General features: G+C 38.6%; 24 protein-coding genes. 17 read left to right on the top strand and 7 right to left on the bottom strand.

The features are described 5' to 3' along the window. Positions 1-76 precede the first annotated feature (76 nt). Both aroC and LC454_RS25180 read left to right on the top strand, forming a co-directional pair. The gene (aroC, locus tag LC454_RS25185) at positions 77-1,183 is read left to right on the top strand and encodes a chorismate synthase (RefSeq protein WP_223585195.1); all 1,107 of its coding nucleotides are present in this window, start codon (positions 77-79) and stop codon (positions 1,181-1,183) included. Further along, positions 1,170-2,024: an ROK family protein gene (locus LC454_RS25180; protein WP_223585194.1), complete on the top strand. Its 855-nt coding sequence runs from the start codon at positions 1,170-1,172 to the stop codon at positions 2,022-2,024. Before aroC ends, LC454_RS25180 begins: the two co-directional genes overlap by 14 nt. 122 nt (positions 2,025-2,146) lie before the next feature. Here LC454_RS25180 and LC454_RS25175 read toward each other — a convergent pair whose 3' ends face one another. Next, the gene (locus tag LC454_RS25175) at positions 2,147-4,564 is read right to left on the bottom strand and encodes a thiamine pyrophosphate-dependent enzyme (protein WP_223585193.1); all 2,418 of its coding nucleotides are present in this window, start codon (positions 4,562-4,564) and stop codon (positions 2,147-2,149) included. Positions 4,565-4,843: 279 nt separating this feature from the next. Here LC454_RS25175 and LC454_RS25170 point away from each other — a divergent pair, with 279 nt between their 5' ends. Genes LC454_RS25170 through LC454_RS25160 form a run of 3 tightly spaced genes read left to right on the top strand, consistent with a single transcriptional unit; the run spans position 4,844 to position 7,326 of the window. Then, complete coding sequence (locus tag LC454_RS25170) at positions 4,844-6,034, top strand: DEAD/DEAH box helicase (RefSeq protein ID WP_223585192.1); 1,191 nt, start codon at positions 4,844-4,846, stop codon at positions 6,032-6,034. A 52-nt stretch (positions 6,035-6,086) separates the two neighbouring features. Then, positions 6,087-6,833 carry a hypothetical protein gene (locus LC454_RS25165; RefSeq protein ID WP_223585191.1) on the top strand — a complete coding sequence of 249 codons (747 nt, stop codon included), beginning with the start codon at positions 6,087-6,089 and terminating at the stop codon, positions 6,831-6,833. 37 nt (positions 6,834-6,870) lie between these two features. Then, on the top strand, positions 6,871-7,326 hold the full coding sequence (locus LC454_RS25160) for an NUDIX domain-containing protein (protein ID WP_223585190.1): 456 nt from the start codon (positions 6,871-6,873) through the stop codon (positions 7,324-7,326). Between the two features lie 355 nt (positions 7,327-7,681). Here LC454_RS25160 and LC454_RS25155 read toward each other — a convergent pair whose 3' ends face one another. Then, the gene (locus LC454_RS25155) at positions 7,682-8,395 is read right to left on the bottom strand and encodes a class I SAM-dependent methyltransferase (protein ID WP_223585189.1); all 714 of its coding nucleotides are present in this window, start codon (positions 8,393-8,395) and stop codon (positions 7,682-7,684) included. Positions 8,396-8,592: 197 nt separating this feature from the next. Here LC454_RS25155 and LC454_RS25150 point away from each other — a divergent pair, with 197 nt between their 5' ends. Together LC454_RS25150 and LC454_RS25145 are read left to right on the top strand one after the other, a co-directional pair. Continuing rightward, positions 8,593-9,474: a LysR family transcriptional regulator gene (locus LC454_RS25150; RefSeq protein WP_223585188.1), complete on the top strand. Its 882-nt coding sequence runs from the start codon at positions 8,593-8,595 to the stop codon at positions 9,472-9,474. Positions 9,475-9,509: 35 nt separating this feature from the next. Continuing rightward, positions 9,510-10,646 (top strand): serine hydrolase domain-containing protein, encoded by a 1,137-nt coding sequence (locus tag LC454_RS25145; RefSeq protein ID WP_223585187.1) that lies wholly within the window; start codon positions 9,510-9,512, stop codon positions 10,644-10,646. A 185-nt stretch (positions 10,647-10,831) separates the two neighbouring features. Here LC454_RS25145 and LC454_RS25140 read toward each other — a convergent pair whose 3' ends face one another. Together LC454_RS25140 and LC454_RS25135 are read right to left on the bottom strand one after the other, a co-directional pair. Then, the gene (locus LC454_RS25140) at positions 10,832-11,356 is read right to left on the bottom strand and encodes a glutathione peroxidase (protein ID WP_223585186.1); all 525 of its coding nucleotides are present in this window, start codon (positions 11,354-11,356) and stop codon (positions 10,832-10,834) included. An 11-nt stretch (positions 11,357-11,367) separates the two neighbouring features. Continuing rightward, positions 11,368-12,234, bottom strand: coding sequence for an N-acetylglucosamine kinase (locus LC454_RS25135; RefSeq protein WP_223585185.1), 867 nt, complete (start codon positions 12,232-12,234; stop codon positions 11,368-11,370). A 259-nt stretch (positions 12,235-12,493) separates the two neighbouring features. On the opposite strand from LC454_RS25135, the gene LC454_RS25130 reads away from it, so the two are divergent. Next, positions 12,494-14,239 (top strand): M61 family metallopeptidase, encoded by a 1,746-nt coding sequence (locus tag LC454_RS25130; RefSeq protein WP_223585184.1) that lies wholly within the window; start codon positions 12,494-12,496, stop codon positions 14,237-14,239. 70 nt (positions 14,240-14,309) lie between these two features. Here LC454_RS25130 and LC454_RS25125 read toward each other — a convergent pair whose 3' ends face one another. Continuing rightward, positions 14,310-14,810: a hypothetical protein gene (locus LC454_RS25125; RefSeq protein ID WP_223585183.1), complete on the bottom strand. Its 501-nt coding sequence runs from the start codon at positions 14,808-14,810 to the stop codon at positions 14,310-14,312. A gap of 169 nt (positions 14,811-14,979) precedes the next feature. Between LC454_RS25125 and LC454_RS25120 the strand changes: the two genes are divergently transcribed. After that, a complete protein-coding gene (locus LC454_RS25120) occupies positions 14,980-16,746 on the top strand; it encodes an AMP-dependent synthetase/ligase (RefSeq protein ID WP_223585182.1) in 1,767 nt (588 codons plus the stop codon). A gap of 35 nt (positions 16,747-16,781) precedes the next feature. Then, complete coding sequence (locus LC454_RS25115; RefSeq protein WP_223585181.1) at positions 16,782-17,783, top strand: YihY/virulence factor BrkB family protein; 1,002 nt, start codon at positions 16,782-16,784, stop codon at positions 17,781-17,783. Between the two features lie 5 nt (positions 17,784-17,788). On the opposite strand, the gene LC454_RS25110 is transcribed toward LC454_RS25115, so the two are convergent. Then, positions 17,789-18,475, bottom strand: coding sequence for a hypothetical protein (locus LC454_RS25110; RefSeq protein ID WP_223585180.1), 687 nt, complete (start codon positions 18,473-18,475; stop codon positions 17,789-17,791). Between the two features lie 66 nt (positions 18,476-18,541). Continuing rightward, positions 18,542-19,153, bottom strand: a complete 612-nt coding sequence (locus tag LC454_RS25105; RefSeq protein ID WP_223585179.1) for a WbqC family protein — start codon at positions 19,151-19,153, stop codon at positions 18,542-18,544. 88 nt (positions 19,154-19,241) lie between these two features. Here LC454_RS25105 and LC454_RS25100 point away from each other — a divergent pair, with 88 nt between their 5' ends. From LC454_RS25100 to rplI, 7 genes are all read left to right on the top strand, one after another. After that, a complete protein-coding gene (locus tag LC454_RS25100; RefSeq protein WP_223585178.1) occupies positions 19,242-20,108 on the top strand; it encodes a lysophospholipid acyltransferase family protein in 867 nt (288 codons plus the stop codon). Beyond that, positions 20,105-21,136, top strand: coding sequence for a glycosyltransferase family 2 protein (locus LC454_RS25095; protein ID WP_223585177.1), 1,032 nt, complete (start codon positions 20,105-20,107; stop codon positions 21,134-21,136). Before LC454_RS25100 ends, LC454_RS25095 begins: the two co-directional genes overlap by 4 nt. Positions 21,137-21,255: 119 nt before the next feature. Further along, positions 21,256-23,280 (top strand): NAD-dependent DNA ligase LigA, encoded by a 2,025-nt coding sequence (ligA, locus tag LC454_RS25090; RefSeq protein WP_223585176.1) that lies wholly within the window; start codon positions 21,256-21,258, stop codon positions 23,278-23,280. 37 nt (positions 23,281-23,317) lie between these two features. Then, on the top strand, positions 23,318-24,196 hold the full coding sequence (gene dapA, locus LC454_RS25085) for a 4-hydroxy-tetrahydrodipicolinate synthase (RefSeq protein WP_223585175.1): 879 nt from the start codon (positions 23,318-23,320) through the stop codon (positions 24,194-24,196). A 146-nt stretch (positions 24,197-24,342) separates the two neighbouring features. Then, positions 24,343-24,711 carry a 30S ribosomal protein S6 gene (gene rpsF, locus LC454_RS25080; RefSeq protein WP_104385828.1) on the top strand — a complete coding sequence of 123 codons (369 nt, stop codon included), beginning with the start codon at positions 24,343-24,345 and terminating at the stop codon, positions 24,709-24,711. Next, positions 24,711-24,974 carry a 30S ribosomal protein S18 gene (gene rpsR / locus LC454_RS25075; protein ID WP_028071347.1) on the top strand — a complete coding sequence of 88 codons (264 nt, stop codon included), beginning with the start codon at positions 24,711-24,713 and terminating at the stop codon, positions 24,972-24,974. Before rpsF ends, rpsR begins: the two co-directional genes overlap by 1 nt. Positions 24,975-24,989: 15 nt before the next feature. Next, positions 24,990-25,433: a 50S ribosomal protein L9 gene (gene rplI, locus LC454_RS25070; protein ID WP_223585174.1), complete on the top strand. Its 444-nt coding sequence runs from the start codon at positions 24,990-24,992 to the stop codon at positions 25,431-25,433. Positions 25,434-25,903 lie beyond the last annotated feature (470 nt).

Below are 25,903 nucleotides of genomic sequence, written 5' to 3'. Positions count from 1 at the left end.
TAAAGTCAGGTTTTGCAGTAGTGTTTTCATTGCATTTAAAGGCAAATTTATCTAAGTTTATTGAAATTTAATTCTTATGGCAGGAAACTCATTTGGCGATTTATTCAGAATCAGCACTTTTGGCGAATCACACGGAAAAGCGATCGGTGTAATTATTGATGGTTGCCCCTCAAATATAACGATAGACGAAGAGTTTATACAGTCTGAACTAGATAAACGGAAACCGGGACAGTCCAGAATTACCACACAACGAAAAGAAAGTGATACCGCTCAGATATTATCGGGCGTATTCGAAGGGAAGTCGACCGGAACTCCGATTGCCATTGTAATACCAAATGAAGATCAACGTTCTAAGGACTATACCCACATTAAAGATATCTTCAGACCTTCCCACGCGGACTTCACCTATCAGATGAAATATGGTATCCGAGACTACCGTGGCGGTGGCCGTTCTTCGGCCCGTGAAACAGCCGCCCGTGTTGCTGCAGGTGCTGTTGCAAAGAGCTTTTTACAACAATTTGGCATCGAAATCTTCGCGCATGTTTCGGGTGTGGGGACGATCGAAGCGCCCAATTTGGATACCAAAGATCTTAAGGCCCTTCTTGAGCTTCGGGAATCTAATATTGCACGCTGTGCTGATCCGGCCACAGCCAATGAAATGGTCGAATTTATAGATTCAGTAAGAAAAGCAGGTGATACAGTAGGTGGACGCATTTCGGCGGTGGTAAGACATGTTCCCGTTGGACTTGGAGAACCCGTATTTGACAAACTCCATGCTGACCTCGCAAAAGCGATGATGAGCATCAATGCCGTACACGGATTTGAATATGGATCAGGTTTTGCAGGTTCAGAGTTGCGAGGTTCCGAACATAATGATATATTTGTAGCAGATGACCATGATTTAAATCAAGTGCATACACATACCAATTTCTCTGGAGGAATACAGGGCGGCATATCAAACGGTATGGATATTACTTTTAAAGTAGCATTTAAGCCTGTTGCCACCATCATGAGAGATCAAGAAACAGTCGACATCCATGGCAACCCGGCCATCGCAAGTGGTAAGGGAAGACATGATCCTTGTGTTGTTTCGAGAGCGGTAATTATTGTAGAAGCCATGGCGGCACTTGTGATTGCGGATCATCTACTTAAAAATCAAAGTTACAAACATGCTGCAAGATAATTATGTCGTAGGTGTTGACATTGGAGGCACTCATATTTCTGCCTGTATCATTGACACCAAACAATGGAATATACATTTAGAGAACGTGGTCAGAAACCACGTTTTTTCTCAAGGAGATGCTAAAACGATTTTACACACCTGGGCTTCCACAATACAGGATAGTATTGCTACCTCACCCACTGCTATTCAATTCCTTGGCATAGCAATGCCGGGTCCTTTTGACTATGAAAATGGTATCTCTAAAATGTTAGGACAAAGCAAGTACGACAACTTGTACGATCAAGACATTAAAAGCCTTTTATCTGCAGAGTTGGGTTTACCTTCTACTGCTATTCACTTTATCAATGATGCAGCGGCTTTCCTACAGGGGGAGATATTTGTACAAAACCTTCAGACCAATCCGAGAATACTCGGGATTACTTTGGGGACAGGTTTAGGTTCTGCGGTATGGAATAAGGGTGAGAAGGCCTTCGATGCAGACCTGTGGAATACACCTTATCAGGAAAGTATCTTTGAAGAATATCTTGTAACAAGATGGTTTGTCAAACGGTTCAAAGAGCTCACTGGGAAAGATGTCACTGGTTTAAAAGAAATTTTAGACAATCATAGAGAAACTGCTGCATTCGCAACAATCAAAGATGAATACGCAACACATCTATTTGATTTTATGCAGTTTTTTGAAGAAAAATATCAGACTAATCTCTTTATTATTGGTGGTAATATTGCGAGAGCGCTTCCTATCTTTATTGCAGATCGGGAAGAATTCAATAAATTCACCATTCATACAGCTATATTGGGTGAGAAGGCAGCCATGATCGGCGCCGCAAGTATTTTCAGTTAGTCCAAGGACTTAAAACACAAAATAGCATTTCCCCTAAAAATGAATGCTATTCAAAGAGTTTCTTACAAGAAGCTCTTTGAATAGCATAATTAAAATAGTAACAGATCCAAAGAAATATCCATTTATTCAAACATAGATGGATATTTTTCTGGATTAGCCTCATGCATGATCGCATACACAGTTTCCACAACATCATCCGAAGATGGTTTCGAGAAATAGTCACCATCCGAACCATAGGGAGGTCGGTGCGCTTTTGCTGTCAGTGTTCGAGGCTGGCTATCAAGCAAATAATAACCATTTTGATTTTCAAGTATTTCTTGTAGTATAAATGCGGCAGCACCTCCGGGTACATCCTCATCCACAACCAATAACTTATTTGTTTTTTTCAGAGACTCCGCACATAATTGTCCTTTGTCAAACGGCAACAAGGTCTGGGCATCGATAATCTCGATAAATATCCCCAAACGTTCCAATTCTACAGCAGCTTCTTCGACAACGCGTAACGTTGAGCCATAGGAGACTACCGTAATATCTTGTCCTTCTTTAATGCGCTCAGCATAACCTATTGGCACTGTAAATTCACCAACATTTTCTGGCAAACGTTCTTTGAGGCGATATCCATTCAAACATTCAACAACAATAGCCGGTTCATCAGAGCGGAAAAGCGTATTATACATTCCAGCAGCTTGTGTCATATTACGAGGTACACAGACATGCAATCCTCTTAAGGAGCCCAATATCACAGACATCGGTGATCCCGAATGCCATACACCCTCCAGACGGTGTCCGCGGGTACGGATAATGACCGGTGCTTTTTGTCCTCCGAAAGTACGGTAACTTAAGCTGGCTAAATCATCACTGGCAACCGTGATTCCGTAGATCAGATAATCTAAGTATTGAATTTCAGCAATTGGTTTTAACCCACGGATTGCCAATCCGATCCCTTTTCCGATAATTGAATTTTCACGGATTCCGGTATCAAATACACGATGTGTGCCAAGTTTATCCTGTAGACCTGCAAATCCTTGGTTGACATCCCCTATTTTCCCCACATCTTCCCCGAATGCCAATAAACGTTCATCACGTTGAAAATTTTCTTCAAAACAAAGATTCAACACTTCCCTACCATCCACGATTTTAGAATCTTCATTATAAATCGCTGCTACTGCAGGGACATTGAAGGGAGAATCGACACCATCAGTAAATAATTTCGAATTGTACCGTTTCTCGTTAATCTCCTGCTTAACTTTATACCAATTCAACAATTCCTGACGACCTTCTGTCTGTTTTCCCTTTAGCTCATGCAAGATCTTCCGGACCTGTCCATACACCTCTTTCAACGAAGGTTCTACCATCGATTGCAGTTTTTTTGCTGCGAAGTCCGCTTTTTCATTTGGAATTCGTGACAATAAATCAATGGCTTCTTTTGCTTCAAGCGTCAACGTTCTGATATAATCAGTCCAAGCCCTTTTTTGTTCCTGTCGGACAAAATCCTTGGCATCACGATCCAACTGGTCCAGCTCTTCATCTGTAGCGATACCCGAGCTTTGTATCCACTCCTTCATTTTCGCGATACAGTCGAAATCCGTTTCCCACTGCAAGCGTTCCTGAGATTTATAACGTTCGTGGGATCCCGAAGACGAATGCCCTTGTGGTTGTGTCAATTCGGTCACATGGATCAGACATGGGATATGCTTTTCTCTTGCTATATTTGCGGCCTGTTCGTATGTTTCACACAAGCCTGCATAATCCCAACCTCTGACTTTAAAAATTTCAATTCCGTTTGTCAACTCCTCTTTTTGGAAACCCTTGAGTATTTCAGAAATATCACCTTTTGTAGTCTGGGTCTCATTCGACACCGAAATTCCATAACCATCATCCCAAATAGAAATAACCGCAGGAACCTGATGTACTCCGACAGCATTGATAACTTCAAAAAACACACCTTCTGAAGTTGCGGCGTTCCCGATTGTGCAGAAGGTAACCTCATTTCCCTTATTCGAGAAATAGGACAAATAATCCAAATTTCTATTTTGTTTATATAATTTAGATGCTAATCCTAAACCCAAAATTCTTGCCATCTGCCCACCTGTAGTAGATATATCCGAAAAGGAATTCTTCTGTACCGTTTGATCAAGCCAATTACCCTGATCATCCAGCACCCGTGTAGAAAAATGACAGTTCATTTGCCGGCCGGCAGAAGAAGGATCAGCCTCGACATCTGGATGTGCATATAATTGGGAGAAAAAACGATAGATATCACTGATGCCGGAAGCAAATATAAACGTCTGGTCACGGTAATATCCCGATCGCCAATCGCCATTTCTGAAGACCTTAGCCATCGCAATTTGTGCCAGCTCTTTTCCATCGCCAAAAATACCAAACTTCGCCTTACCTGTAAGCACTTCCTTACGTCCCAATAAACTTACGTAACGACTTTCCAAGGCGGTTCGATAATCATTCACAATAATCTTTTTGAACTCGTCAAAGCTCAAAGTGGAAATAGATTCATTGTTTTGGTCAAATGCAGTATCAAACATATTCTTTTTTGTTTCAACAAATTTAACAAAAATATTATTCTATATAATTGGTGTTTGTCAAATAATTTAACAATCAATAGTTCGTATTTAAGATAGAATATTCTAATTTCTCAAATTAGTACTTTTTGAGAAAAATTCCTAATTTTTGCAGATTTTTAATTATTATAGATAGGGATTAAACGCTAGCGGAGGGGATCAGAAATCCATAGCTCTCTGATCTCCTAAGACACGATGCTCAGGATTGAGATAGATCTTCTTTTTAATTTTAACTTTTTTACTGTGAATTTTTCGACACTACAACTCAATAAGCTCCTTTTTTCCAATATTGAAAAACAAAAGCTTTCGGTACTGACAGCCGTCCAGGAACAGGCTATCCCTGCTATACTAGCTGGCAAAGATTGTCTGGCGATTGCCCCTACCGGAACAGGAAAAACCGAAGCTTTCACCATCCCGATTGTGCAACATTTATTAGAAATGGAGGAAAGAGAACATCCCTCCGTACTTATTCTGCTTCCAACACGCGAACTCTGTATCCAAACGAAAGATAGAATCGCTAAATTGGTTGAGGGTACGGGTCTCGATGTTGCCTGCTTTTATGGTGGCGGAACTTACGAAAGCCAGCTCGCGGCCTACCCTAGCGCTCAGCTGATCCTGGCTACGCCAGGCAGATTACTCGACTTCTTAGAGCAACAGGTCATCGATCTGAAAGTGATAAACATCTTAGTCATTGATGAATTTGATCAATTGCTCGATCTCGGTTTTGCACAAGAAATCAATAAAATTATGCAGGCGCTTCCAACCGAAAGACAGTCTATTTTCGTATCGGCTACACGCACCGCAGAAATGAATAGGATCATTCAAAAGAGGCTCAAAAATCCAATAGTAGTCGCAGTAGAAGATCATCTAAAAAAAGGAAAAATAAGCGAGTATGTGTTGTATGTGGATAAAAACGACAAGAAAAATCTAGTCCGCTACCTTCTTGAAAACAAAATTAAATCGCAAGCCCTTATTTTCACACGGACAGTACATGCTGTTGAACGGATTGAAGCAGATCTTCATCGAAATGGCATTTCGGCACTAGCACTATACGGTGATAAGACGCAACAGCAACGCGAGGACATTGTATCCAAATTTAGAAATAAAGAAAACAGGGTATTGATTGCGACGGATTTGTTGGCAAGAGGAATAGATTTCCCCGATTTGGAAGCTATCATAAACTATGAAGTACCGGACTCCCCCGAGGTATATACACATCGCATCGGAAGAACAGGCCGCTCTCAGGCTGACGGTACAGCCATTACACTCTGCGACGCCGAAGACAACCAGAAGTGGATCAAATTACAGTTATCATTAAATAAACAGATCCAGATTGACGATCAACATCCATTTTTACTGAGTTGGGAGAAAATGCTATCCAGTAGCCAAAACAATAGCCGAAAAGGACAATCAAAATCAAGAAAACGTCGTTAAATTATAATTATTCTTTTACTTTTACCTGCAATTAACAAAATCACAGTCCAAGATGAGTACAATACATTTATTTGACGATAGTAACAATGCGAACGACAATCGCTTAGGGGATCTGGAAAAAACCATCATCATTAATAATCTGATGGAGGTTCCTTTTGCGGAGCGGGATGAATTATGGCGTGATACCTTCTTAAATAACATCGCAGAGTGTACATTGAAACTCGCCGAAACCGAAGTAGTTATCGGTCCGGATGGATTTCCTTATTTCCAGTTGGAAAGTGTCCCCAAAGATCAGAATTTTCAGGCCTTTGTCATCAAAAACCGTTTAAAGGATTTTGTACTACCAAAAGGCTTTGGTATTGCCATTAATACACAAAATGAGAATCCTGACTGGATTTTTACCTATGGCGATTTGGTAAATTATTTCCTGAATGAGGAGTTTTATACAGACCAGAGTATTTTTTCGCAAAAAAATGAGCAAACCACGATCGGTAAAGATGAAGAAATCTTAGTTGGCCAACCGTCCGAAACGATCCTACCGCATCATGTACGCACACAGCTTCGTGAGTTTTTAGATTATTATGGCGTCAAGAATGCCAAAATTATGCTTATCGCGCGTAATTATAAAGACGAAGAAAAAGCCTCTCAAGATCTAGTATTTAATATCGTGGCCAATCAGTTTAGAACAGAGAAAGAATTTACGAATATCATGGAAGCAATAGGCTGGTTTTTGCCAAGGCATTATTCCTATATCGGGTTGGATGAGTTTGCGGTTGAAAATGGTTTCATGCCATTATAGAAGAAAAAATTTGATTATATAAATATAGAATAAAATAATGTTTCCATTTAACGTAAGAGTATACGGGATATTGATCAACGAGAAAGAGGAAGTGCTGATCAGTGATGAAAGAACGGAAAATGTTTCATTTACCAAGTTCCCTGGTGGAGGGCTAGAGTACGGCGAAGGTCTATTGGAGGCTTTAATTAGAGAATATCAAGAAGAATGTGCATTTGACATCGCTGTTGTTAAGCACATCTATACCACTGATTTTTATGAAAAATCAAGCTTTAATGACAGTCAGATCATATCAATTTACTATCAGGTCAAAAATACATCAGCCATCCAGATCAGAACGACTACTAAAGCATTTGATTTTGATCTGGATCAGAAAGTTGAAGATAATAAGCGTCAATCTTTCCGATGGGTCCCGTTACATACACTTTCCATAGAAGATCTGACATTTAAAACCGATCAGATCGCCTGGTTGGAATTTTTGAAAACAATTAAGTGATAATAAATTTTTAATTTTCGTCGATTTTATTTGTATTTAAAAAATAAACATATATCTTTACGTAAACCAATGGAAATACTTTGTTTTTTTAAAGTATTGACCTTAATAACTACATTTTATTATTTTTTTGATATCTCGCTAAAACGAGATGAGTGAAGGGGGAAGTGATATCAAACAGACATTGGTTTATTGAATTTGTAAATTCCTAGTCCTATAGGTTTTTTAATAGTTAGTGTGATTTTATGGCGATACTCCCCGTATCGCCTTATTTTTTATCATTTTATTGACAATTTCCACATTCACCATTTATCCTTACATCCTGTCTGATTTATAATGTTATTATCAAGCAAGAATACTATTTGAATGCTACGAAAGAAGCAAAACATAAATTCTTGTGTAGTACATCTATATCTTTAAATCCGACCTTAGCCAATAGCTCAAGCTGATAGACCAACGATCGCGGTGTATCCTCATGTTCCACATAGGCAAAAACATGGTCACGATACCCTTCGTTTTGCAAGTTAGTCAAATACGCACCATATTTTTGACGATAGATCAACTGTTGAAGAGGGGCATTATTTTGTTCAATTAAATCGAAAATCCATACGCTTCCACCACTTTTGAGAAGCTTAAAAAGTTTTCGAAATGCGGTCTCCCAATCTTGATCGTCTCTCAAATGGTGCAAAACTGCAGTCGCAATAATAACATCAAATTTCTCCTCGGACAGATCGGCTTGTCGAAAATCACCTTTAATCAAATGAACTGATCCATTTGTAAGTATGCCAACACGTTCTTTGGCTCGCTCCAACATGGGCAAGCTCAGATCGACTAAGGTAACATCGGGATTGGACCTGACTTTCTGCAGCAGCTTCACATCATAATTACCTGCACCGCAGCCAATATCCAACACCTGCTCAAGATTCGGATAGAGCGATGAGATTGCATCTGTTATCAGTTCCATATTCCACACCGCATCCAATGTGGTCGCCTGACCTGTTTCTAAATTAGAGAAGCGTTCGACGTCCTTGTCAAACCGCGCTTCAATTTCTTGTAATGTTGCCTTATTCATAGCTAAATAATCATTATGAGCGCAAATGCTCGTTTTGTCATTCCATGGACATATGGAATATCCAAGTTGTTTTCATAGACGCTTTACGCATTCTGTGCATTGATATCGCCTATAAATTTTAATTATTTAAAGGTAGGGTTAACTCAAATTCATTAAAAATATTTATTTTGTCATCAATTCATACCAAAAAAGTATTAATGGAAATCCGACATCTTATTTATTTCAAAACAGTAGCCGAGGAACTCCACTTCGGAAGGGCTGCTGAGCGGTTATTTATGTCCCAACCTCCTCTAAGCAGACAAATCAAAGATCTTGAAGATGAGCTGGGCGTTATACTCTTTTTCAGAACGAACAAAAGGGTGGAACTGACCGAAGCCGGTAAATACTTTTTGGAAGAGGTTGTTGAAATACTTCAAAATTTAGAGCATAGCAAAACGATCACAAAACAGATCCATAACAATATTTCAGGTGAATTTAAGTTGGGTTATATCAGTTCCACACCAAAACAGATGTTGGCAACGGTATTGAAACGGATTCAACAAAAATTCCCCTATCTAAGGGTCAGTTTGTTTGAGACATCAACACAAAAACAAAAAGCTGCGTTGGAAAATGGAAAACTGGATCTCGGCATTATGCGTGCACCTATTTACGCGAGCGAACTCCTTATCACTACCTTATTCGAAGACCCGATGGTTATTGCTGGTTCCACGGAAGTAGACTTCAAGAACATCAATTTTTTCAATGAAAATTTTATCTCTTTCAATCAAAAATATGCTTCTGAATATCATCGCCTAACAATCAATACCTGTAATCGCATGGGGTTTGAACCCAAGATTGTACACCAAAGCAACTCCATGTCTTCTATCCTCGAACTTGTTTCTCAGGGATTAGGTTTGGCTGTTGTCCCGGCATCCACGATAAAACAGTATCCACATCTAAAATTGAAAATCCTCAAACTTGATGACACAGATAGTAAAACAGAGGTAATTTTGGTTTCGAATATAAAAAGTAAGAATAGTGCTCTCGCTGAATTTATTCAATGTATTCAAAAAGAATATCTTAAATTCAATAAAGGCTAATAACCAACCCTGATTATTTTGTTCACGTACACACCATGAAAAAGACTATCATTACCCTCTTTCACTTAGCGCTGTTACTCCCCGTATTACTGTTCGGACAGGAGACTTCAGAAATTGACCAACGATTGCAAACTATTATGCAACGATATCAAGCAATAGGACTTAGTGTAGTACTTGTAAAAAACAACCAGATTTATTTTCATAAGAATTATGGCTACAAAAATATTAAGGACAAGACTTCGCTAAATGACAATGATATCTTTCGGATCGCTTCCATATCAAAGTCGTTTACCGCTACCTCTCTTATGCAGCTTTTAAAACAGGGTCGATGTTCTTTAGATGATGATTTCGGAGATCTTATCGGTTTTCCGATTAGAAATCCAAACTATCCCGAGGTAAGAATAACCCTACGGATGATACTTTCTCACACCTCGAGCATTAACGATCAAAACGGTTATTTTAATCTGGATGTGATCAATCCAACCAAAAATCCGAATTGGAAAAGTTCTTATAATAATTATACACCAGGCAGCCAATATCAGTATTGTAATCTAAATTTTAATATGGCAGGAGCTGTATTGGAAAAATTGACGCAGATGCGTTTTGACAGCTACATCTCCAAAAACATTCTCAAACCATTGAATCTTTATGGTGGATATTGTGTTGACTCACTGGATCATTTGAGATTAGTCCCTTTATATTCATTCGATAACAAAGCTAATATTATCGAAGAACCGAATGCATACGCACCAAGACGTGATGAACTTGCAGCTTATCAATTGGGTTATACGACTCCTGTACTCTCCCCGACTGGTGGTATGAAGATATCGACACTCGATCTTGCAAAATATATGCTTATGCATATGAACTATGGGATGGGTAACGGGAACAAAATACTAGATAAAAAATATGCAAAGATCATGCAAACAGCTGTTAATAGCGATGCAGGGTATGGTCTCGCTATTATGAATGAAAATACGGTAATTCCAGGTGTTACATTAACGGGACATACGGGCTCTGCATATGGCTTATACAGTGCAATGTTTTTCAATCCTGTGAAAAAATATGGATTTGTAGTGATCACCAATGGTTGCGACATACCTGATAGCGAAAATTTTAATCCGCTACTCAAAGACTGCATCCGCGCCTTATATGACACGTATATAAAATAGGTTAAAATTCATTAAAAAGTTTTGCAATTTCTATTTTCAACCGTTTATTTTCAACTTCGAAAAAAGGGTCTAATAAACCGAGGAGTTGGAACACATTCAGAATCATACCCTTGTCCTTCATCCATAAAAATACCCCCAAATAGATGAACACTATTTGGGGGTATAGCTTTATTTCTCGCTTTTACTTATTTCTTTTTTCCCACCCAGTTGACGATCGCTGGATCCAATGGATTGGTCGCTGATCGAAAGCGATGTACCAATTTACCATTTTCGTCGATCAGGAATTTTTCAAAATTCCATTTAATATCGCCGGTAAAATCGGGATTTTCCTGTGTAATCAGATATTTAAATAAAGGCGAAATCTGATCTCCTTTGACTTCTACTTTTTCAGCCATTAAAAAATCTACTCCATAGTTCTGTTCACAGAATTCCTGAATCTCTGTATTGGAGCCTGGTTCTTGTTGTCCAAAGTTGTTCGCTGGAAAACCAATGATAACCAATTTGTCACCAAATGTCTTGTGTAGTTCTTCCAGGTCCTTATACTGTTTCGTAAAACCACATTTAGAAGCTGTATTGACAATCAATATCTTCTTTCCTTTGAAATCAGACATTTTCACCTCTTGCCCTTCCAGCGTCTTAAAAGTGAAATTATAAATTTCGGGGTTGCCAAATAACATTGACATGTACACCATAATAGTTGCTACGATCATATTTATTTAATTTAAAGACTCAACAATGAGTTACTCTCTCTTTCTAGCACCGCACTAAACAATTCGTTAATAGGTGACTTTAGTATTGTTCCGACCTTGATCTGATGTGCCTCACACACTTCACGCAATAACAAATCAAAGCTATAAGCAATTGAGCCAACAAAGTGGCACTCATACTGTGTATAATCTGCATAAGTCAAAATAGAGGCCTGAACAAACTCTTCAAAACCACCTTTTACCAGATCAATAATAAATGGATGGGTAATATTATCAGACATAAATGGCGCAAAGGAGGCTAAAAAAGCATTTGGCCGTTCTTTCTGGTACACATTTTTTATAACAACCTCTTTATTTATACGGTATTTAACGGCGAATTTCTCGTTCAGATCTTTTGGCATGCGCCCATATAAAAATAAGCGTAGGAGCTTTTTACCGAAGTAAGCGCCCGAACCCTCGTCTCCCAGCACATAACCATTACCATTGTGGGAGGCCATGAGCTCCTCACCATCAAAAAAGCTAAGATCCGATCCCGTACCAAGTGTAGCTACATATCCTTTTTTATTACCACAGGTCGCTAAAGCACTACCAAAAAGATCGTTCTCAACTGCGATATAGGCATTTTCAAACAAAGGGGTCAATGCATTTGAAACCATTTCACGACGATCAGGGGTAATACAGCCCGCTCCAAAAAAATAAAGCTCTGTAACCTCGTCAGCATAGGGTATTATTTCAGGTATTTCTTTAATAACCCGTGTGATTTCTTTTTCATTAACGAAAAAAGGATTGAGTCCATTTGTACTGAACGAAATAGGAGCACTATCAGGCAATTCCAATTTCCAATCCGACTTTGACGAGCCACTATCAACAACTAAGATCATACAAATTCTTGATTATTTTCCCCTTATAAACTAGTGTATCAAATATACAAAAATTACCTCCAAACTGAAACGACGATTCTTAAAGAAAATATGTATCTTGGATTTCTTATGTGACATCTTTACAATCTAATGAAACTTTTTGAATCAGTCAGAATTCGACGGGTATAATGAACTAATGAAGAACCAATAAAATACTTTTTTGTTTGATTTAAGCATAAGATACTTTTAATTTTGTAAGCGCATACTAAAATTATTTTTCATGGACAGTGACCATTTAAATGTACCCACAATAAACTTTGAGGTATCATTTCCAGAAGTACAAGCTCATTACATTGACGTAAAAATGAGCCTCAAAAAACTCAATCAACCCTATGTCGATCTAAAGATGCCAGTCTGGTCACCAGGTTCTTATTTAATTCGTGAATATGCAAAAAATGTAGAACGATTTAAACCTGTCGATGCCAATGGAAATCCCATTCCCTTCAGCAAAATATCAAAAAATACCTGGCGCATTACGACAGATGTACTGGATCAGATCGATGTACACTATTCGGTATATGGCTTTGAGGTCTCTGTCCGTACAAATTTTTTCGACAGCGACCACGCATTTATCGTCCCAACAGCAACATTCCTACATATTGAAGGTTATCTTGATGTCCCTTCGACCATCGTTATTGTGCCAAAAGAAACCTGGAAAAGTATATCAACAGGACTTGAATGGTTAACACAACATACCTTTCATGCGCCCAACTTTGATGTTTTATATGACAGTCCGATTGAAGTAGGTAACCAGGATATTTGGAAGTTTCATGCTGCAGGAGTAGAACATGAGTGTGCGATGGTGGGTGGTGGCTCTTATGACAAAGAGCGTCTTACCGCAGACATTACACGTATTGTGGAAGAAGAAACCCGTATTTGGGGATCAAACCCCAACAAACGTTATGTCATTATCACACACAACTACCAATCTGGTGGTGGCGGCCTTGAACACCTTAACTCCACTGTACTGGGAGCTTCGAGAAATGCCTATCGCAATGAACACAGCTACAAAACATATCTGAGCCTCGTGGCCCATGAATATTTTCACCTTTGGAATGTCAAGCGCCTTCGCCCAAAAGCATTGGGTCCATTTGATTACGATGAGGAGAACTATACCACAGGATTATGGATTATGGAAGGGGTTACCTCCTATTATGACAATTTAATCATCAAACGCTGTGGGTTCTATGATGAAAAGGAATACCTTTCATTATTGGCCAATGATTTCAATATTATATTAAACCGTCCGGGACATGAGATACAATCTGCGGCTGCATCAAGCTTCGATACCTGGATCAAATATTATAGACCAGATGAAAATACCATTAATTCGGCCATTTCTTATTATAACAAAGGGGCTATGCTTAGTGCCCTGCTTGATATCAAAGTAATAGCTGCTACAGATGGAAAAATCAAATTGGATGACATCATACGTGCTGCTTATGAAGAATTTTTCTTAAAACTTGACCGTGGCTTTGAAGAAAAAGAGTTTCAGAGCCTAGCGGAGCATATTGCCGGGACCTCGCTGGATGATATATTCCAGGCTGCGCATCAGGATGGCGAACTCGATTACAACGCTTATTTTAATTTGGTAGGATACGAAATTGTGGATACCAACAAAGATAATGACACATTAACCTTGGGTATCACAACCAACAAAACAGATGGTGTAATCAGTGTTGCAACTGTTGAAAAAGGGACGGGTGCCTACGATGCGGGTTTAAACGTCAGAGATGAATTAATTGCAATCAATAATATCAGACTTGATTTAAAAGACAAGGAGATTGATTTTATCATCCAACATGCTACTGATGGTGAAATATTGAATTTCCTTATTGCAAGAGATGGTCTGGTTCGAGAGATACCGGTCCAGATCAGAAGAAATAACAAGAAGATTCATGAAATCCGTCCACTTAAAGATCAAACGTTCCTGCAGGAACTGTTGGGAAAAATCTGGATGGCTTGATGTGAACGTTAGTCAATATGTGCCATTTAACAGAAAGAGCAGAAATATATTTCTGCTCTTTCTCTCAATATTAAAACTTATATCTTACCGAAAATCCAATAGGATCAAATATCTTGATGCTGGATTCATTCAGAAAATCAAAATAAGGTTTTACATCCAATGAAATCTGAAATGGGGCTTGTGGAATATTATACTCTATTCCGACAATACCGTCTATACTTAAATTAAGATGTGAGTCGAACGATTGACGTTGACCATTTATAATTTTGTCTTTTTCTTTGTACGACCCGATACTTCCACCAAAACCATAGTACCAATTTAGACCAGTCGCTAAAGGTTTGTAAATCTCATACAATCCGACAACACGAAACCGGCGGAAATCAGAATTGCTTTGAATACTCATAATACCTTCCAATGCGTGGTTTGAATTAAGTGTATGACGATAAGTAATCCCCTGAGCAGAACCAAACCGCCCACCAATAGCGCCTCTATTATCCAACTGAGCTACAGCTTTATTGGATAACGCACCAAACATCAGCATTCCACCGACAGCCAAAAATATTTTTCTCATAAAAATTGAACGCTTTATACTCTACTTTATATCTTTCAAAAGTAACAATTACAGCTATAACGACACAATGTTTAATTTGTTATGACATTAATCCCAATATCTCCAACTTTATTTCTGATATTTTTTTTATATTTAAGTCAATAGTGATAACCAAATAAACTCAAGTGATATGGGCAGAATTTTTGACTTTATAACCTTATATAAAGAAAAATACGCAAAGGACATTATGGTTGCGGGCAGAGACTCCAGTGGCAACTGGAAAACTTACTCCACCAAAGAATATACAGATGCAATTGATTCCTTGAGTAGGGCTCTATTGAAATTGGAGCTTAAGAAAGGGGATCGTGTCGGAATAATGTCCGGTAATAGACCGGAATGGAACTTGGTTGATTTTGCCTGCAATCAAATAGGACTTGCAACAGTTCCCCTTTATCCTACATTATCTACTCAAGATCTTTCATTCATTGTGAACGATTCTGATGTTAAAATGTTATTTGTAAGCAACAAAGACCTGACAGCCCGTATTGAGCAGGCGATCAAGGAACATGGCATACAACCCCAGGTATATACCTTTGATCAGATTGAAAATCATACTCCTCTAACTGAGTTAATTGCAAGTGCAAAAGAAGACACGACTGATCTGTCCTCTCATCGCGATAGCGTTACCGAAGATGATCTATTGACCTTGATTTATACCTCGGGCACCACAGGGCGTCCCAAAGGTGTTTACCTATCCCATAAAAATGTCTATAGCAATGTCACCGCCTGCAATTATCTGATACGGGAAGATTTCAAAACTGCACTTAGTTTTCTTCCGTTGTGTCATATTTTCGAACGCATGGTTGTCTATATGTATTATTCAAAGGGGATTCAAATTTACTTTTCGGAAACCCTGGATAATGTAGTTGCCGATATTAACGATGTAAAACCAGATGTCTTTACAACGGTGCCACGTGTACTGGAAAAAGTCTACGACAAAATCATTGAAAAAGGTAAGGCACTGACCGGTATTAAAAAGAAGCTATTCTTCTGGGCGGTAGACTTAGGGCTAAAATTCCAGGAGCCAGGCAAAAACGGCATGCTCTATTCGATTAAACTGGGTATTGCCCGTAAGCTGATCTTTTCTAAATGGCAGGAAGCATTAGGAGGTAATATTAAGATTATTGTATCTGGTGGTGCGGCTCTTCAAGAGCGCTTAGCGCGTATATTTTGGGCTGCTGACCTTAAGGTACTTGAAGGATATGGATTGACGGAAACATCTCCTGTTATTGCCGTAAACTCTTATTTACCAAATGGACTAAAATTTGGAACAGTCGGAAAACCGCTTAAAAACCTTGAAGTAAAAATTGCATCAGATGGTGAGATACTAGTGAAAGGCCCTAGTATTACAACTGGCTATTATCAAAACGAGGAAGCTACTAAAGAAGCTTTCGATGAAAATGGCTTCTTCAAAACCGGAGATATTGGCGAAATTACGACGGATGGTTTCTTAAAGATCACCGATCGAAAGAAGGAGATGTTTAAAACAGCTGGTGGAAAATACATTGCACCACAGTCCATTGAAAACAAGTTAATGGAATCAACCTTGATCGGCCAGGTGATGGTAATCGGCGAAAATCGCAAATTTCCAAGTGCATTAATCGTCCCTGCCTTTGATGTCCTTTCAAAATGGGCTGCTCAAAAAGGAATATCCAGCAGTGCAAATGAAGAACTTATCAAAAATTCCGAAGTTGTTCAGAAATACCAAGAGGAAATAAACCGATTATCAGGTAACTTTGGCCATTGGGAGATTGTCAAGAAATTTATTCTTTTACCAAAAGAATGGTCAATAAATGAAGGTCAATTGACCCCAAAATTGAGTTTGAAACGAAAAGTTATTTTAAAAGAGAATGAAGCTGCCATCGACAAATTGTATGTAGAGCAGAATCAAGAATAACAATTTGCACGATTATTGGAGCGGATGATCTTATTATGAAGCACGTTACACTAAAAGATTTATTTACATTCGGATACTGGAAAAATATTTGGCAGGTCATGATTGATGCCTTCAACGGATTCAATGATGATAAGTGCATGAAAAAAAGTGCATCGCTAGCCTATTATACGATCTTTTCGATCGGTCCGTTGTTAATGATCGTCATTTGGTGTATCGGTTTCTTTTATGGTGAACATCTTCAAAGTGGTTCTTCTGCACAAGATGAAGTACTGAACGAAGTTACGATACTTTTTGGACAGGGTGTGACCACGCAGATTCAATCCTATCTTCAGAAAATTACATTTGAAAACAAATCCAATATAGGCATTACAGTCGGTATTGTTACTTTGGTCCTTTCCTCCACGACTTTATTTGTCGATATCCAGGATTCAATAAACAATATCTGGAAAGTTAAGCCTAAACCTAAGAAAGGCTGGCTAAAATTAATCATCAATAGACTAATTTCCTTTTCCATCGTTATTGCTTTAGGTTTCTTATTAATTGCTTCATTGATGATAAATGGGGTTATTGTCGCGGTCACCAACCTGGTCATGACCTATTTCCCCATTATTCCGATTGCCCTGATATCTTGGGTAAATACCGGTATTACGTTTTCTGTCATTGTGATACTGTTTGGATTTATCTTCTCATTCTTACCGGATGCCAAGGTGAAATTCCGCGATATGCTCGGCGGGGCTATTTTCACTGGGCTTCTTTTTATGCTGGGGCGCTACGGAATTTCAATTTACCTCAACCTCTCCTCCACGGCGAGCTTTTACGGTGCAGCAGGTTCTATCATAATCATGTTATTGTGGATCTATTATTCCGCTGCAATACTTTACTTCGGAGCTGAGTTTACCAAGTTTTATGCGATCAAATTTGGAGCGGGCATCGTTCCGTCCGCATTTGCTGTTGCTGTTGAACAAACAGAAAAAGTCAAGAAAATGGGTTCTGATGCTGAAGCCCATATCGGAGATACAATCCAAGTCTTAAAGTAGTCACATTATTTTTTCTCTTTTTTTCCACTGATAGAGCCGTCTATTCCGATCACATCGATCACCCTGTCACCAATTTGTGTGATATCTGATTTCAGACCGATCATCACAGTAAAAATATTGACCGGCGTATCCTGTATTTTTCGGAAATTATGTAAGTACCCTAACTCCAATCCAAGAAAAAAACCATTGAATTTGTAGTCAGCTCCAGCACCTAGTTTACTGGATAGGTTAAAACGATTTATATTTTCCATCTTAACCAGTTTCTGATCAGCTATCACATTCGCACGGGGCTCACTTGTCAAGCCTATTCCCGGCCCAAGAAAACCGTAAACATTCAATCGGCGCATCTGTTTTCGCACACCGCCCGAAAATGCGAAAGTATAAAAATTCGTATTTGCATCCTCAATACGATAGGCAAAATCAGGATCGGGAAGACGTTGCTTGTATTTAAATGACAGGGTATACAATGTTGGCGACACAAAAAACATCGAATTTTTAAGGGAAATATCCAGGCCAATACTACCAGAAAATTTTGGGGAGAGTATATCTTTCGTTTTGCCTATAGGAAATCCCATTCCGGTTGTTCCCCAATAGTAAACTTTCCGATAATGTATTGTATCAACACCACCCTGGGCATAGGTAGCGATGCTAAACAAAGGAAGAAGAACGAAAACAAGAAGAAATTTATTCATTTAAAAGCGTTTAATATTGAATAAGAACAATATTAAACGCAGAATGTTCCAAGTATCTAGAATATTTTAAAGATAACTTTTGGATTGTGGACCTTGATTAAACAACAGATCGATAATACTCAAATCTGGATAGAAACCATTTTTGTCCAAAAAAACCTGATAGTATTCTTTGGGAGCAGCCAATACACTTTCCTTTTTTGGATGTATGATTTCCCTATAATCGATCGCCTCCGCCTCATTGACCGTATATTCCTCTGTAAAGGAAACTGTTCTTTTTAGCTTGATTGATTTTAGTACCAGCTCCAACTGTGCAACGTTAAAGTCCAGGAGATAATCGAATTTTTCCTGATAAAAACGACTAAAATCATCTTCATAATATTCGAAATACGCAGAACTCCGGTAAGCGGTCTGAATACTCAACCAATGTAAACGCTGCCAGTCAAATTCATAACTGATCCGGATATCTTTCATTGGGACGCGTTCCTTATTACCATGTTGGATGGGAACTATTAAATCCTGTACCCCATTGGCAGAAGCAATGCGTGCCCGTGTACGATAGCTCTGTTTTTGAAAATGTTCATATTTTTCGATTACAACAGGGAGATTATTCTCCTGAATGGTATGAAAATAAGATATCGGCGGAAGATAACATGCTGGAAGTAATAACTGCGATTCCATAAAAACTGATGATTTTTGTTATAAGTGACGCAAAAATAACTTAATTTAAGGATATTTGTAAAATACAACTGGGAATTTTAGCTATAGCATGAAACAAAAAGCGTTAAACGCATTAATCTATGTCATCTCTCTTCTCCCCTATTGGTTTCTATATTTGATTTCCGATGGGCTTTATTATATCCTCTATTATATTATTGGGTATAGAAAGGGTATCGTATTCCAAAATTTAGAAAATGCTTTTCCCGAAAAAACTGAGGCTGAAAGACTAGTAATCGCAAAAAAATTCTACCGCTTTTTTCCGGATTTACTGGTAGAATCCATTAAGCTAAAAACGATTTCAGCCAAAGAAGTCAAGCGGAAAATGACTTTAGAAAATGAAGAGGAACTAACGCGTCATCTCGCTGCCGGGAAAAATGTGATTGGGGTAACCTCGCATTATGCCAACTGGGAACTCGGGATACACCGTCTGAGTTTGATCACTGATTTTCCAACATTGATTGTTTACAAACCGTTAAACAACAAGGACATTGATACAGTCTACAATTCGATGCGCGGTCGTTTTGGAGCAGAAATGGTTCCAATGAAACAAATTCTCCGACATATTGTAAAATTGAAAGGGCAGCCCAATGTCAGTATGCTGGTCGCTGATCAGACCCCACTATATTCTGATTCTGATTATTTTATCAATTGGTTGAACCAGGAAACATTAGTTTATACAGGAGCTGAGCGGCTATCAAGAATAAGCAGGGCCCCCGTTGTATTTTGTTATATTGGCCGAAAAGCAAAAAGAGGGCAATACTTCTGCAAGTTTGTTACCCTGGTAGAAGATCCTTCCGAATTTGCCGAACATGAAATAACGGATTTACACAATCGCTTTGCGGAGCAAATGATTCATGAAAATCCCGAATATTGGCTTTGGTCACATAATCGCTGGAAAAGGAAACGTAGAAAATGAGTAAATTACCAAAAGTAGCTGTTGTCATATTGAACTGGAATGGTCGTTTCTTCCTGGAGAAATTCTTACCTTCCGTCTACAACAGTTCTTATCCAAATATTGAATTCGTCATTGGTGACAATGCATCGGATGATGATTCTATTCTATTTGTCAAGCAGTACTATCCCACTATTACCATTCTTGAAAACGACAAGAATTATGGATTTGCTGGTGGATACAACAAAGTCCTGGAACGTGTAGATGCGGATTATTATGTCTTGTTAAATTCAGATGTAGAAGTCAGCCAAAACTGGATAGAGCCTGTTATTGCTTATATGGAGCGTACCCCGGGTATTGCTGCCGCACAACCCAAGATACTATCCTTTCATAATAAAGATAAATTTGAGCATGCCGGTGCCGCCGGAGGCTATCTGGACTATTTCGGTTTTCCTTTTTGTAAAGGAAGGATTTTACACGAAGTTGAGGAAGACCATGACCAGTACAATCAGGAATCTGAGATTTTCTGGGCATCAGGTGCCGCGCTTTTCATCCGAGAAAAAGCCTGGAAAGAAGCGAATGGTTTAGATGAAGATTTCTTTGCTCATATGGAGGAAATTGATCTATGCTGGCGATTGAAAAAGATGGGCTATAGTATAGGTTACTGTCCAACGTCCGTTGTCTATCATGTAGGCGGTGGGACATTAAATGCCAGCAACCCTAAGAAGACCTACCTGAACTTTAGGAATAATCTGGTTATGCTGCAAAAGAACCTACCTTTGGGTAAAGCAATTTGGATAATTTTCTTACGCCTTTGGTTTGATTTAGCAGCATTGATGAAGTTTCTAATTGACCGAAAGCCGAAAGATGCATGGGCGATCAGTCGCGCACATCAGTATTTCTTCCTAAACATTTTTAAAAATGCTAGAAAACGAAAGAAATATACAGCGACAGAAAACCAGACGGGACAGTATAATAATTCAATTATTATTGATTTTTACACGAATAATAAACATAAATTTTCGCAATTGAATCCAAAGGATTTCAAATAAGGCATTTGAAGTCCGCATCTTAAAATGCACAAAAACGCATTTTAGAAATAAGGCACTCTTTACAACAAGATTCTTTATTTATTTTATTTAAACGTACTTTTTATTTGTAATTTTGCAACATGTTGGCGATGGATATTGAAAAAAAGATAAAAGACTTAACAGCAGAACTTAATCATTACAACTATCAATACTATGTATTGGCGAATAGTCTTATTTCAGATTATGACTTCGATCTCAAATTAAAGGAACTCGAAGCACTGGAACGTCAATATCCGGAATTTGCCGATCCAAACTCACCTACACAACGCGTCGGTGGCGATATCACATCTAAATTCCAAACAGAGAAACATCGTTGGCCCATGCTTTCATTGGGCAATACTTACAGCCAGGAAGAGCTGTTTGACTTTGATCAGCGAATCCGCAAGATCATAGGCGATCAGTTTGAGTATGTCTGTGAATTAAAATTCGACGGCCTCTCCATCAGCCTCACCTATGAAAACGGAGTACTGAGCAAAGCAGTTACCCGTGGCGATGGAACACAGGGTGATGTTGTGACAAGTAATGTCAAAACGATTCGCTCCATTCCAATCAGACTCAAAGAGGGCGACTACCCGCAACAGTTTGAAATTCGTGGGGAGATATTTATGCATAAATCCGCCTTTTTACGTCTAAACAAGGAACGTGAAGAGAATGAAGAGCAGACTTATGCCAATCCGCGCAATTTCGCTTCGGGTACGATAAAACTTCAGGATTCAGCGGAGGTTGCCAAAAGGCCCTTGGATTGTTTTCTATACTTCTTGTATTGTGACAATAGAACCAATTTATTTCACGATCACTGGAACAGCCTTGAACAAGTGAAAGACTGGGGCTTTCCTGTCTGTGAACATACAAGAAAATGTAGTACACTAGCTGATGTCTTTGAATTCATTGACTATTGGGACACCGAACGACATAATCTCGGCTATGAAATCGACGGTATCGTCATCAAAGTGAATGATTATGCCCAACAGGAAGATTTAGGTTTTACGGCGAAAAACCCAAGATGGGCGATATCCTATAAATTCAAAGCCGAACGTGTTGAGACAACACTAAATACTATTAGCTATCAGGTTGGGCGTACCGGAGCGGTCACTCCTGTTGCTAACCTTCAACCTGTATTGTTAGCGGGGACCACGGTCAAACGCGCTTCACTGCACAATGCCAATGAAATTGCACGATTAGATTTACATCAAGGTGATACCGTTTATGTAGAAAAAGGTGGAGAAATCATCCCAAAAATCATTGGCGTGAACCTTGAAAAGAGATTAGCAGATACGACAGCCTTTATTTATCCGGACAGCTGTCCAGAATGTGGCACCACATTAATTAGACAGGAAGGTGAAGCAGTTCACTACTGTCCGAATGAAACAGGATGCCCCCCACAGATCGTCGGTAAAATGCAGCATTTTATCGGGCGTAAGATGATGGATATCGAGGGAATGGGCGATGAAACAGTAGAGACCTTTTTCAAAAAAGGACTATTGCATAATATCGTCGATATCTACGGTCTAAAAGATCATCAGGAAGACTTACAGCAACTCGACCGCTTTGGCCAAAAATCCATAGACAATATGCTTTCGGGCATTGAGAAATCAAAGGAGAAACCTTTTGAGAAAGTGTTGTTTTCTTTGGGCATACGTCATGTTGGCGAAACAATCGCAAAAAAACTAGCACAGCATTTCAAGAACATCGATGCCCTTGCTCAGGCTTCAACGGAAGAAATTGAAGCGGTACAAGATATCGGACGCCGTATCGCGGAGAGTGTTAAAGAATATTTAGACAACCCTATTCATCAGCAACAACTCATCAGCCTAAGACAGTATGGCTTAAATTTGGAAATTGAGGAAAGGGAAATCATTCTGGCCAGCGAAAATCTCAGCGGAAAGACCTTTTTGATTTCAGGTGTATTTGCTGAGTATTCCAGGGAGCAGCTCGCTGAGCTGATTGAGAGCAATGGAGGCAAGATGCTTTCTTCCATTTCTGCAAAGTTGAATTATCTGGTTGCAGGAGATAAAATGGGACCATCTAAATTAGCGAAGGCAGAAAAATTAGGTGTCCCAATGATTAATGAAAAGGATCTCTTAGACCTTATTCATGCCAAATAGGATTTTTTAATTAAATTTATATAAATACAAAAACAAGATGAACGAGCTTCACGGCGCAGGAGTAGCATTGGTCACTCCTTTTAACTCAGATGAATCTGTTGATTTCGAGGCATTAGGTCAACTCATTGACTTGCAAATCAACGAGGGTATGGATTATTTGGTTTCTTTAGGTACAACTGGAGAAGTTGCCACATTAACTAAAGAAGAACGAAAGCGTATCTGGGATTTCACTGTCAAGCGCGTGAACGGTAGACTTCCTTTGGTTGCTGGCATCGGTGGTAACAATACCGCAGAGATTGTAGAACAGATCAAAGCTTTCGATCCAACTGGTTTTTGTGCCATTTTATCTGTGTCACCTTATTATAACAAACCGACACAGGAAGGAATTTATCAGCACTATAAGGCTATTGCGCAAGTTTCCCCTTTACCTATTATATTATATAATGTACCGGGCCGTACAGGTAGCAATATGACAGCACAAACGACATTACGTTTGGCGAATGATTTTTCAAATATTGTTGCAATAAAAGAAGCTTCCGGCAATTTTGCTCAATTCAGCGAAATCTTACGGGACAAACCGGCAGATTTTCTATTGATCTCCGGAGATGATCCGGTGACCTTACCCATGATGGCACTCGGTGCTGCTGGCATTATCTCTGTTGTTGGAAATGCATTTCCAAAACGCGTTGCCAAGCTGGCAAAATTATGTGCAGAAGGGAATTATCATGAAGCAAGAGCAATACATAACGATCTACTCCAGATAACAGATCTTTGTTTTGTGGAAGGAAATCCTGCTGGCGTCAAATATATTCTTAAAAAATTAGGTATCGGTAACGACACTTTACGCCTTCCATTGGTAGGTATCAGTGAAAAAACACAAGTAGCGATAGCAGAAGAAATGCACAAATTGAATTAAGTGATCAATTTGTTTGTTATTGAAAAGTTTAGATCTCGCTTGAGGTCTAAACTTTTTTGCTTCAAGGCGTTGCAATATAACAATATAATACCTACCTTTGCACTTCCACAAATGTGGAATTTTAAATAACAAAATTAATTAACAAAATGCAACAGTACGAATCTGTAATCGTTCTTACCCCGTTGCTTTCTGAAGATGCTGCGAAAGAAGTAATCGCAAAATTCAAAAACATCTTAACAGAAGGCGGAGCCGAGATTGTCGCTGAAGACAATTGGGGTTTGAAAAAATTAGCGTATCCAATCCAGAAAAAATCTACTGGATTTTATCACTTAACTGAATTCAAGGCTCCAGGTGAATTAATCAACAAATTAGAGGTTGAATACAAACGTGATGAGCGCATTATGCGTTTCTTGACTGTAAGTTTAGACAAACATGCTAGAGCTTACAACGAGAAAAAACGTAGCGGTGCATTCAACAAAAAAGCTGAAACTAAAACTGAGGAGGGCGCAAACTAATGGCTAACGAAAATATCCAATACGTAACTGCTCCTAAAGTAGAGGACAACCGTAAAAAATACTGTCGTTTCAAAAAGAATGGTATCAAATATATCGATTATAAAGATGCTAACTTCTTGATGAAATTTGTAAATGATCAAGGTAAAATCTTACCTCGTCGTTTAACTGGTACATCTTTGAAATTTCAACGTAAAGTAGCTCAAGCTGTTAAACGTGCTCGTCACATCGGTTTGTTACCTTACTTAGCTGATGCAATTAAATAAGGAGGACGATAGAAAATGGAAGTAATTTTAAAACAAGATATCAAAGGCTTAGGTGAGCAAAACGATATCGTTAATGTAAAACCAGGTTTCGGTCGTAACTACTTAATCCCTCAAGGATTTGCTATTCAAGCGACTGAATCTGCAAAGAAAGTTTTAGCTGAGAACATCAAACAAGCTCAGTTCAAACAAGAGAAAATCAAAAAAGACGCTACTGAATTAGCTGGTAAATTGGAAGCTGTAAAACTTTCGATTGGTGCTAAAGCAGGTGAATCTGGCAAAATCTTCGGTAAAGTAAATAGCATTCAAATTGCTGATGCGTTGAAAGCAAAAGGTTTTGATGTAGATCGTCGTCGTATTACATTCGAAGTTGAACCTAAAGAAATAGGTGAATATATCGCTAACTTAAACTTACACAAAGAAGTTAAAGTTCAAGTTCCTTTCGAAGTAATCGCTGAATAATTTTATATTATTTGGTACAACATACAAAAGCGGCTATTTAATAGATAGCCGCTTTTTATTTGTCTCTTACCTTACCTTACCTTACCTTACCTTACCTTACCTTACCTTACCTTACCTTACCTTACCTTACCTTACCTTACCTTACCTTACCTTACCTTACCTTACCTGCTTAAAACAAAAAACTCGCGCTGCTGAGAACAACGCGAGGCATAATCTAGGGTATTTGAAAGGGAAAATCTTTATTTAAATCAAAATATCAATAAAAAACCAAAAACAAAACAAATAAACCAATAAAACATTCATTTTTATCTCGTTTTCATATTCAAAAGAAGCAAAAATTATCCATTTATCAAAATAAAATCAATTTTATTTTGATAAAAACACATAAAATATCAAAATACAATAGAAAAAATAAAAATAACACCACTAAAAACAAGCAAAAGTCAACAAAACACAATAAATACACATAA

Origin of the sequence: Sphingobacterium sp. GVS05A, from assembly GCF_019969845.1 — a bacterium.
Classification (GTDB): domain Bacteria; phylum Bacteroidota; class Bacteroidia; order Sphingobacteriales; family Sphingobacteriaceae; genus Sphingobacterium.
The sequence above is the reverse complement of the archived record's forward strand: the minus strand, read 5'-3'. Positions and strand labels throughout refer to the sequence as shown.

Bases quoted from the DNA above. Each gene is read 5' to 3' on its own strand.
- LC454_RS25135 (WP_223585185.1), bottom strand. From the start codon at position 12,234: ATGATCTTAGTTGTTGATAGTGGCTCGTCAAAGTCGGATTGGAAATTG.
- LC454_RS25180 (WP_223585194.1), top strand. From the start codon at position 1,170: ATGCTGCAAGATAATTATGTCGTAGGTGTTGACATTGGAGGCACTCAT.
- LC454_RS25095 (WP_223585177.1), top strand. From the start codon at position 20,105: ATGAGTAAATTACCAAAAGTAGCTGTTGTCATATTGAACTGGAATGGT.
- ligA (WP_223585176.1), top strand. From the start codon at position 21,256: ATGTTGGCGATGGATATTGAAAAAAAGATAAAAGACTTAACAGCAGAA.
- LC454_RS25150 (WP_223585188.1), top strand. From the start codon at position 8,593: ATGGAAATCCGACATCTTATTTATTTCAAAACAGTAGCCGAGGAACTC.
- LC454_RS25115 (WP_223585181.1), top strand. From the start codon at position 16,782: ATGAAGCACGTTACACTAAAAGATTTATTTACATTCGGATACTGGAAA.
- LC454_RS25160 (WP_223585190.1), top strand. From the start codon at position 6,871: ATGTTTCCATTTAACGTAAGAGTATACGGGATATTGATCAACGAGAAA.
- LC454_RS25125 (WP_223585183.1), bottom strand. From the start codon at position 14,810: ATGAGAAAAATATTTTTGGCTGTCGGTGGAATGCTGATGTTTGGTGCG.
- LC454_RS25175 (WP_223585193.1), bottom strand. From the start codon at position 4,564: ATGTTTGATACTGCATTTGACCAAAACAATGAATCTATTTCCACTTTG.
- LC454_RS25100 (WP_223585178.1), top strand. From the start codon at position 19,242: ATGAAACAAAAAGCGTTAAACGCATTAATCTATGTCATCTCTCTTCTC.
- LC454_RS25120 (WP_223585182.1), top strand. From the start codon at position 14,980: ATGGGCAGAATTTTTGACTTTATAACCTTATATAAAGAAAAATACGCA.
- rpsF (WP_104385828.1), top strand. From the start codon at position 24,343: ATGCAACAGTACGAATCTGTAATCGTTCTTACCCCGTTGCTTTCTGAA.
- LC454_RS25130 (WP_223585184.1), top strand. From the start codon at position 12,494: ATGGACAGTGACCATTTAAATGTACCCACAATAAACTTTGAGGTATCA.
- aroC (WP_223585195.1), top strand. From the start codon at position 77: ATGGCAGGAAACTCATTTGGCGATTTATTCAGAATCAGCACTTTTGGC.
- LC454_RS25145 (WP_223585187.1), top strand. From the start codon at position 9,510: ATGAAAAAGACTATCATTACCCTCTTTCACTTAGCGCTGTTACTCCCC.
- rplI (WP_223585174.1), top strand. From the start codon at position 24,990: ATGGAAGTAATTTTAAAACAAGATATCAAAGGCTTAGGTGAGCAAAAC.
- LC454_RS25110 (WP_223585180.1), bottom strand. From the start codon at position 18,475: ATGAATAAATTTCTTCTTGTTTTCGTTCTTCTTCCTTTGTTTAGCATC.
- rpsR (WP_028071347.1), top strand. From the start codon at position 24,711: ATGGCTAACGAAAATATCCAATACGTAACTGCTCCTAAAGTAGAGGAC.
- LC454_RS25105 (WP_223585179.1), bottom strand. From the start codon at position 19,153: ATGGAATCGCAGTTATTACTTCCAGCATGTTATCTTCCGCCGATATCT.
- LC454_RS25155 (WP_223585189.1), bottom strand. From the start codon at position 8,395: ATGAATAAGGCAACATTACAAGAAATTGAAGCGCGGTTTGACAAGGAC.
- LC454_RS25140 (WP_223585186.1), bottom strand. From the start codon at position 11,356: ATGATCGTAGCAACTATTATGGTGTACATGTCAATGTTATTTGGCAAC.
- LC454_RS25165 (WP_223585191.1), top strand. From the start codon at position 6,087: ATGAGTACAATACATTTATTTGACGATAGTAACAATGCGAACGACAAT.
- dapA (WP_223585175.1), top strand. From the start codon at position 23,318: ATGAACGAGCTTCACGGCGCAGGAGTAGCATTGGTCACTCCTTTTAAC.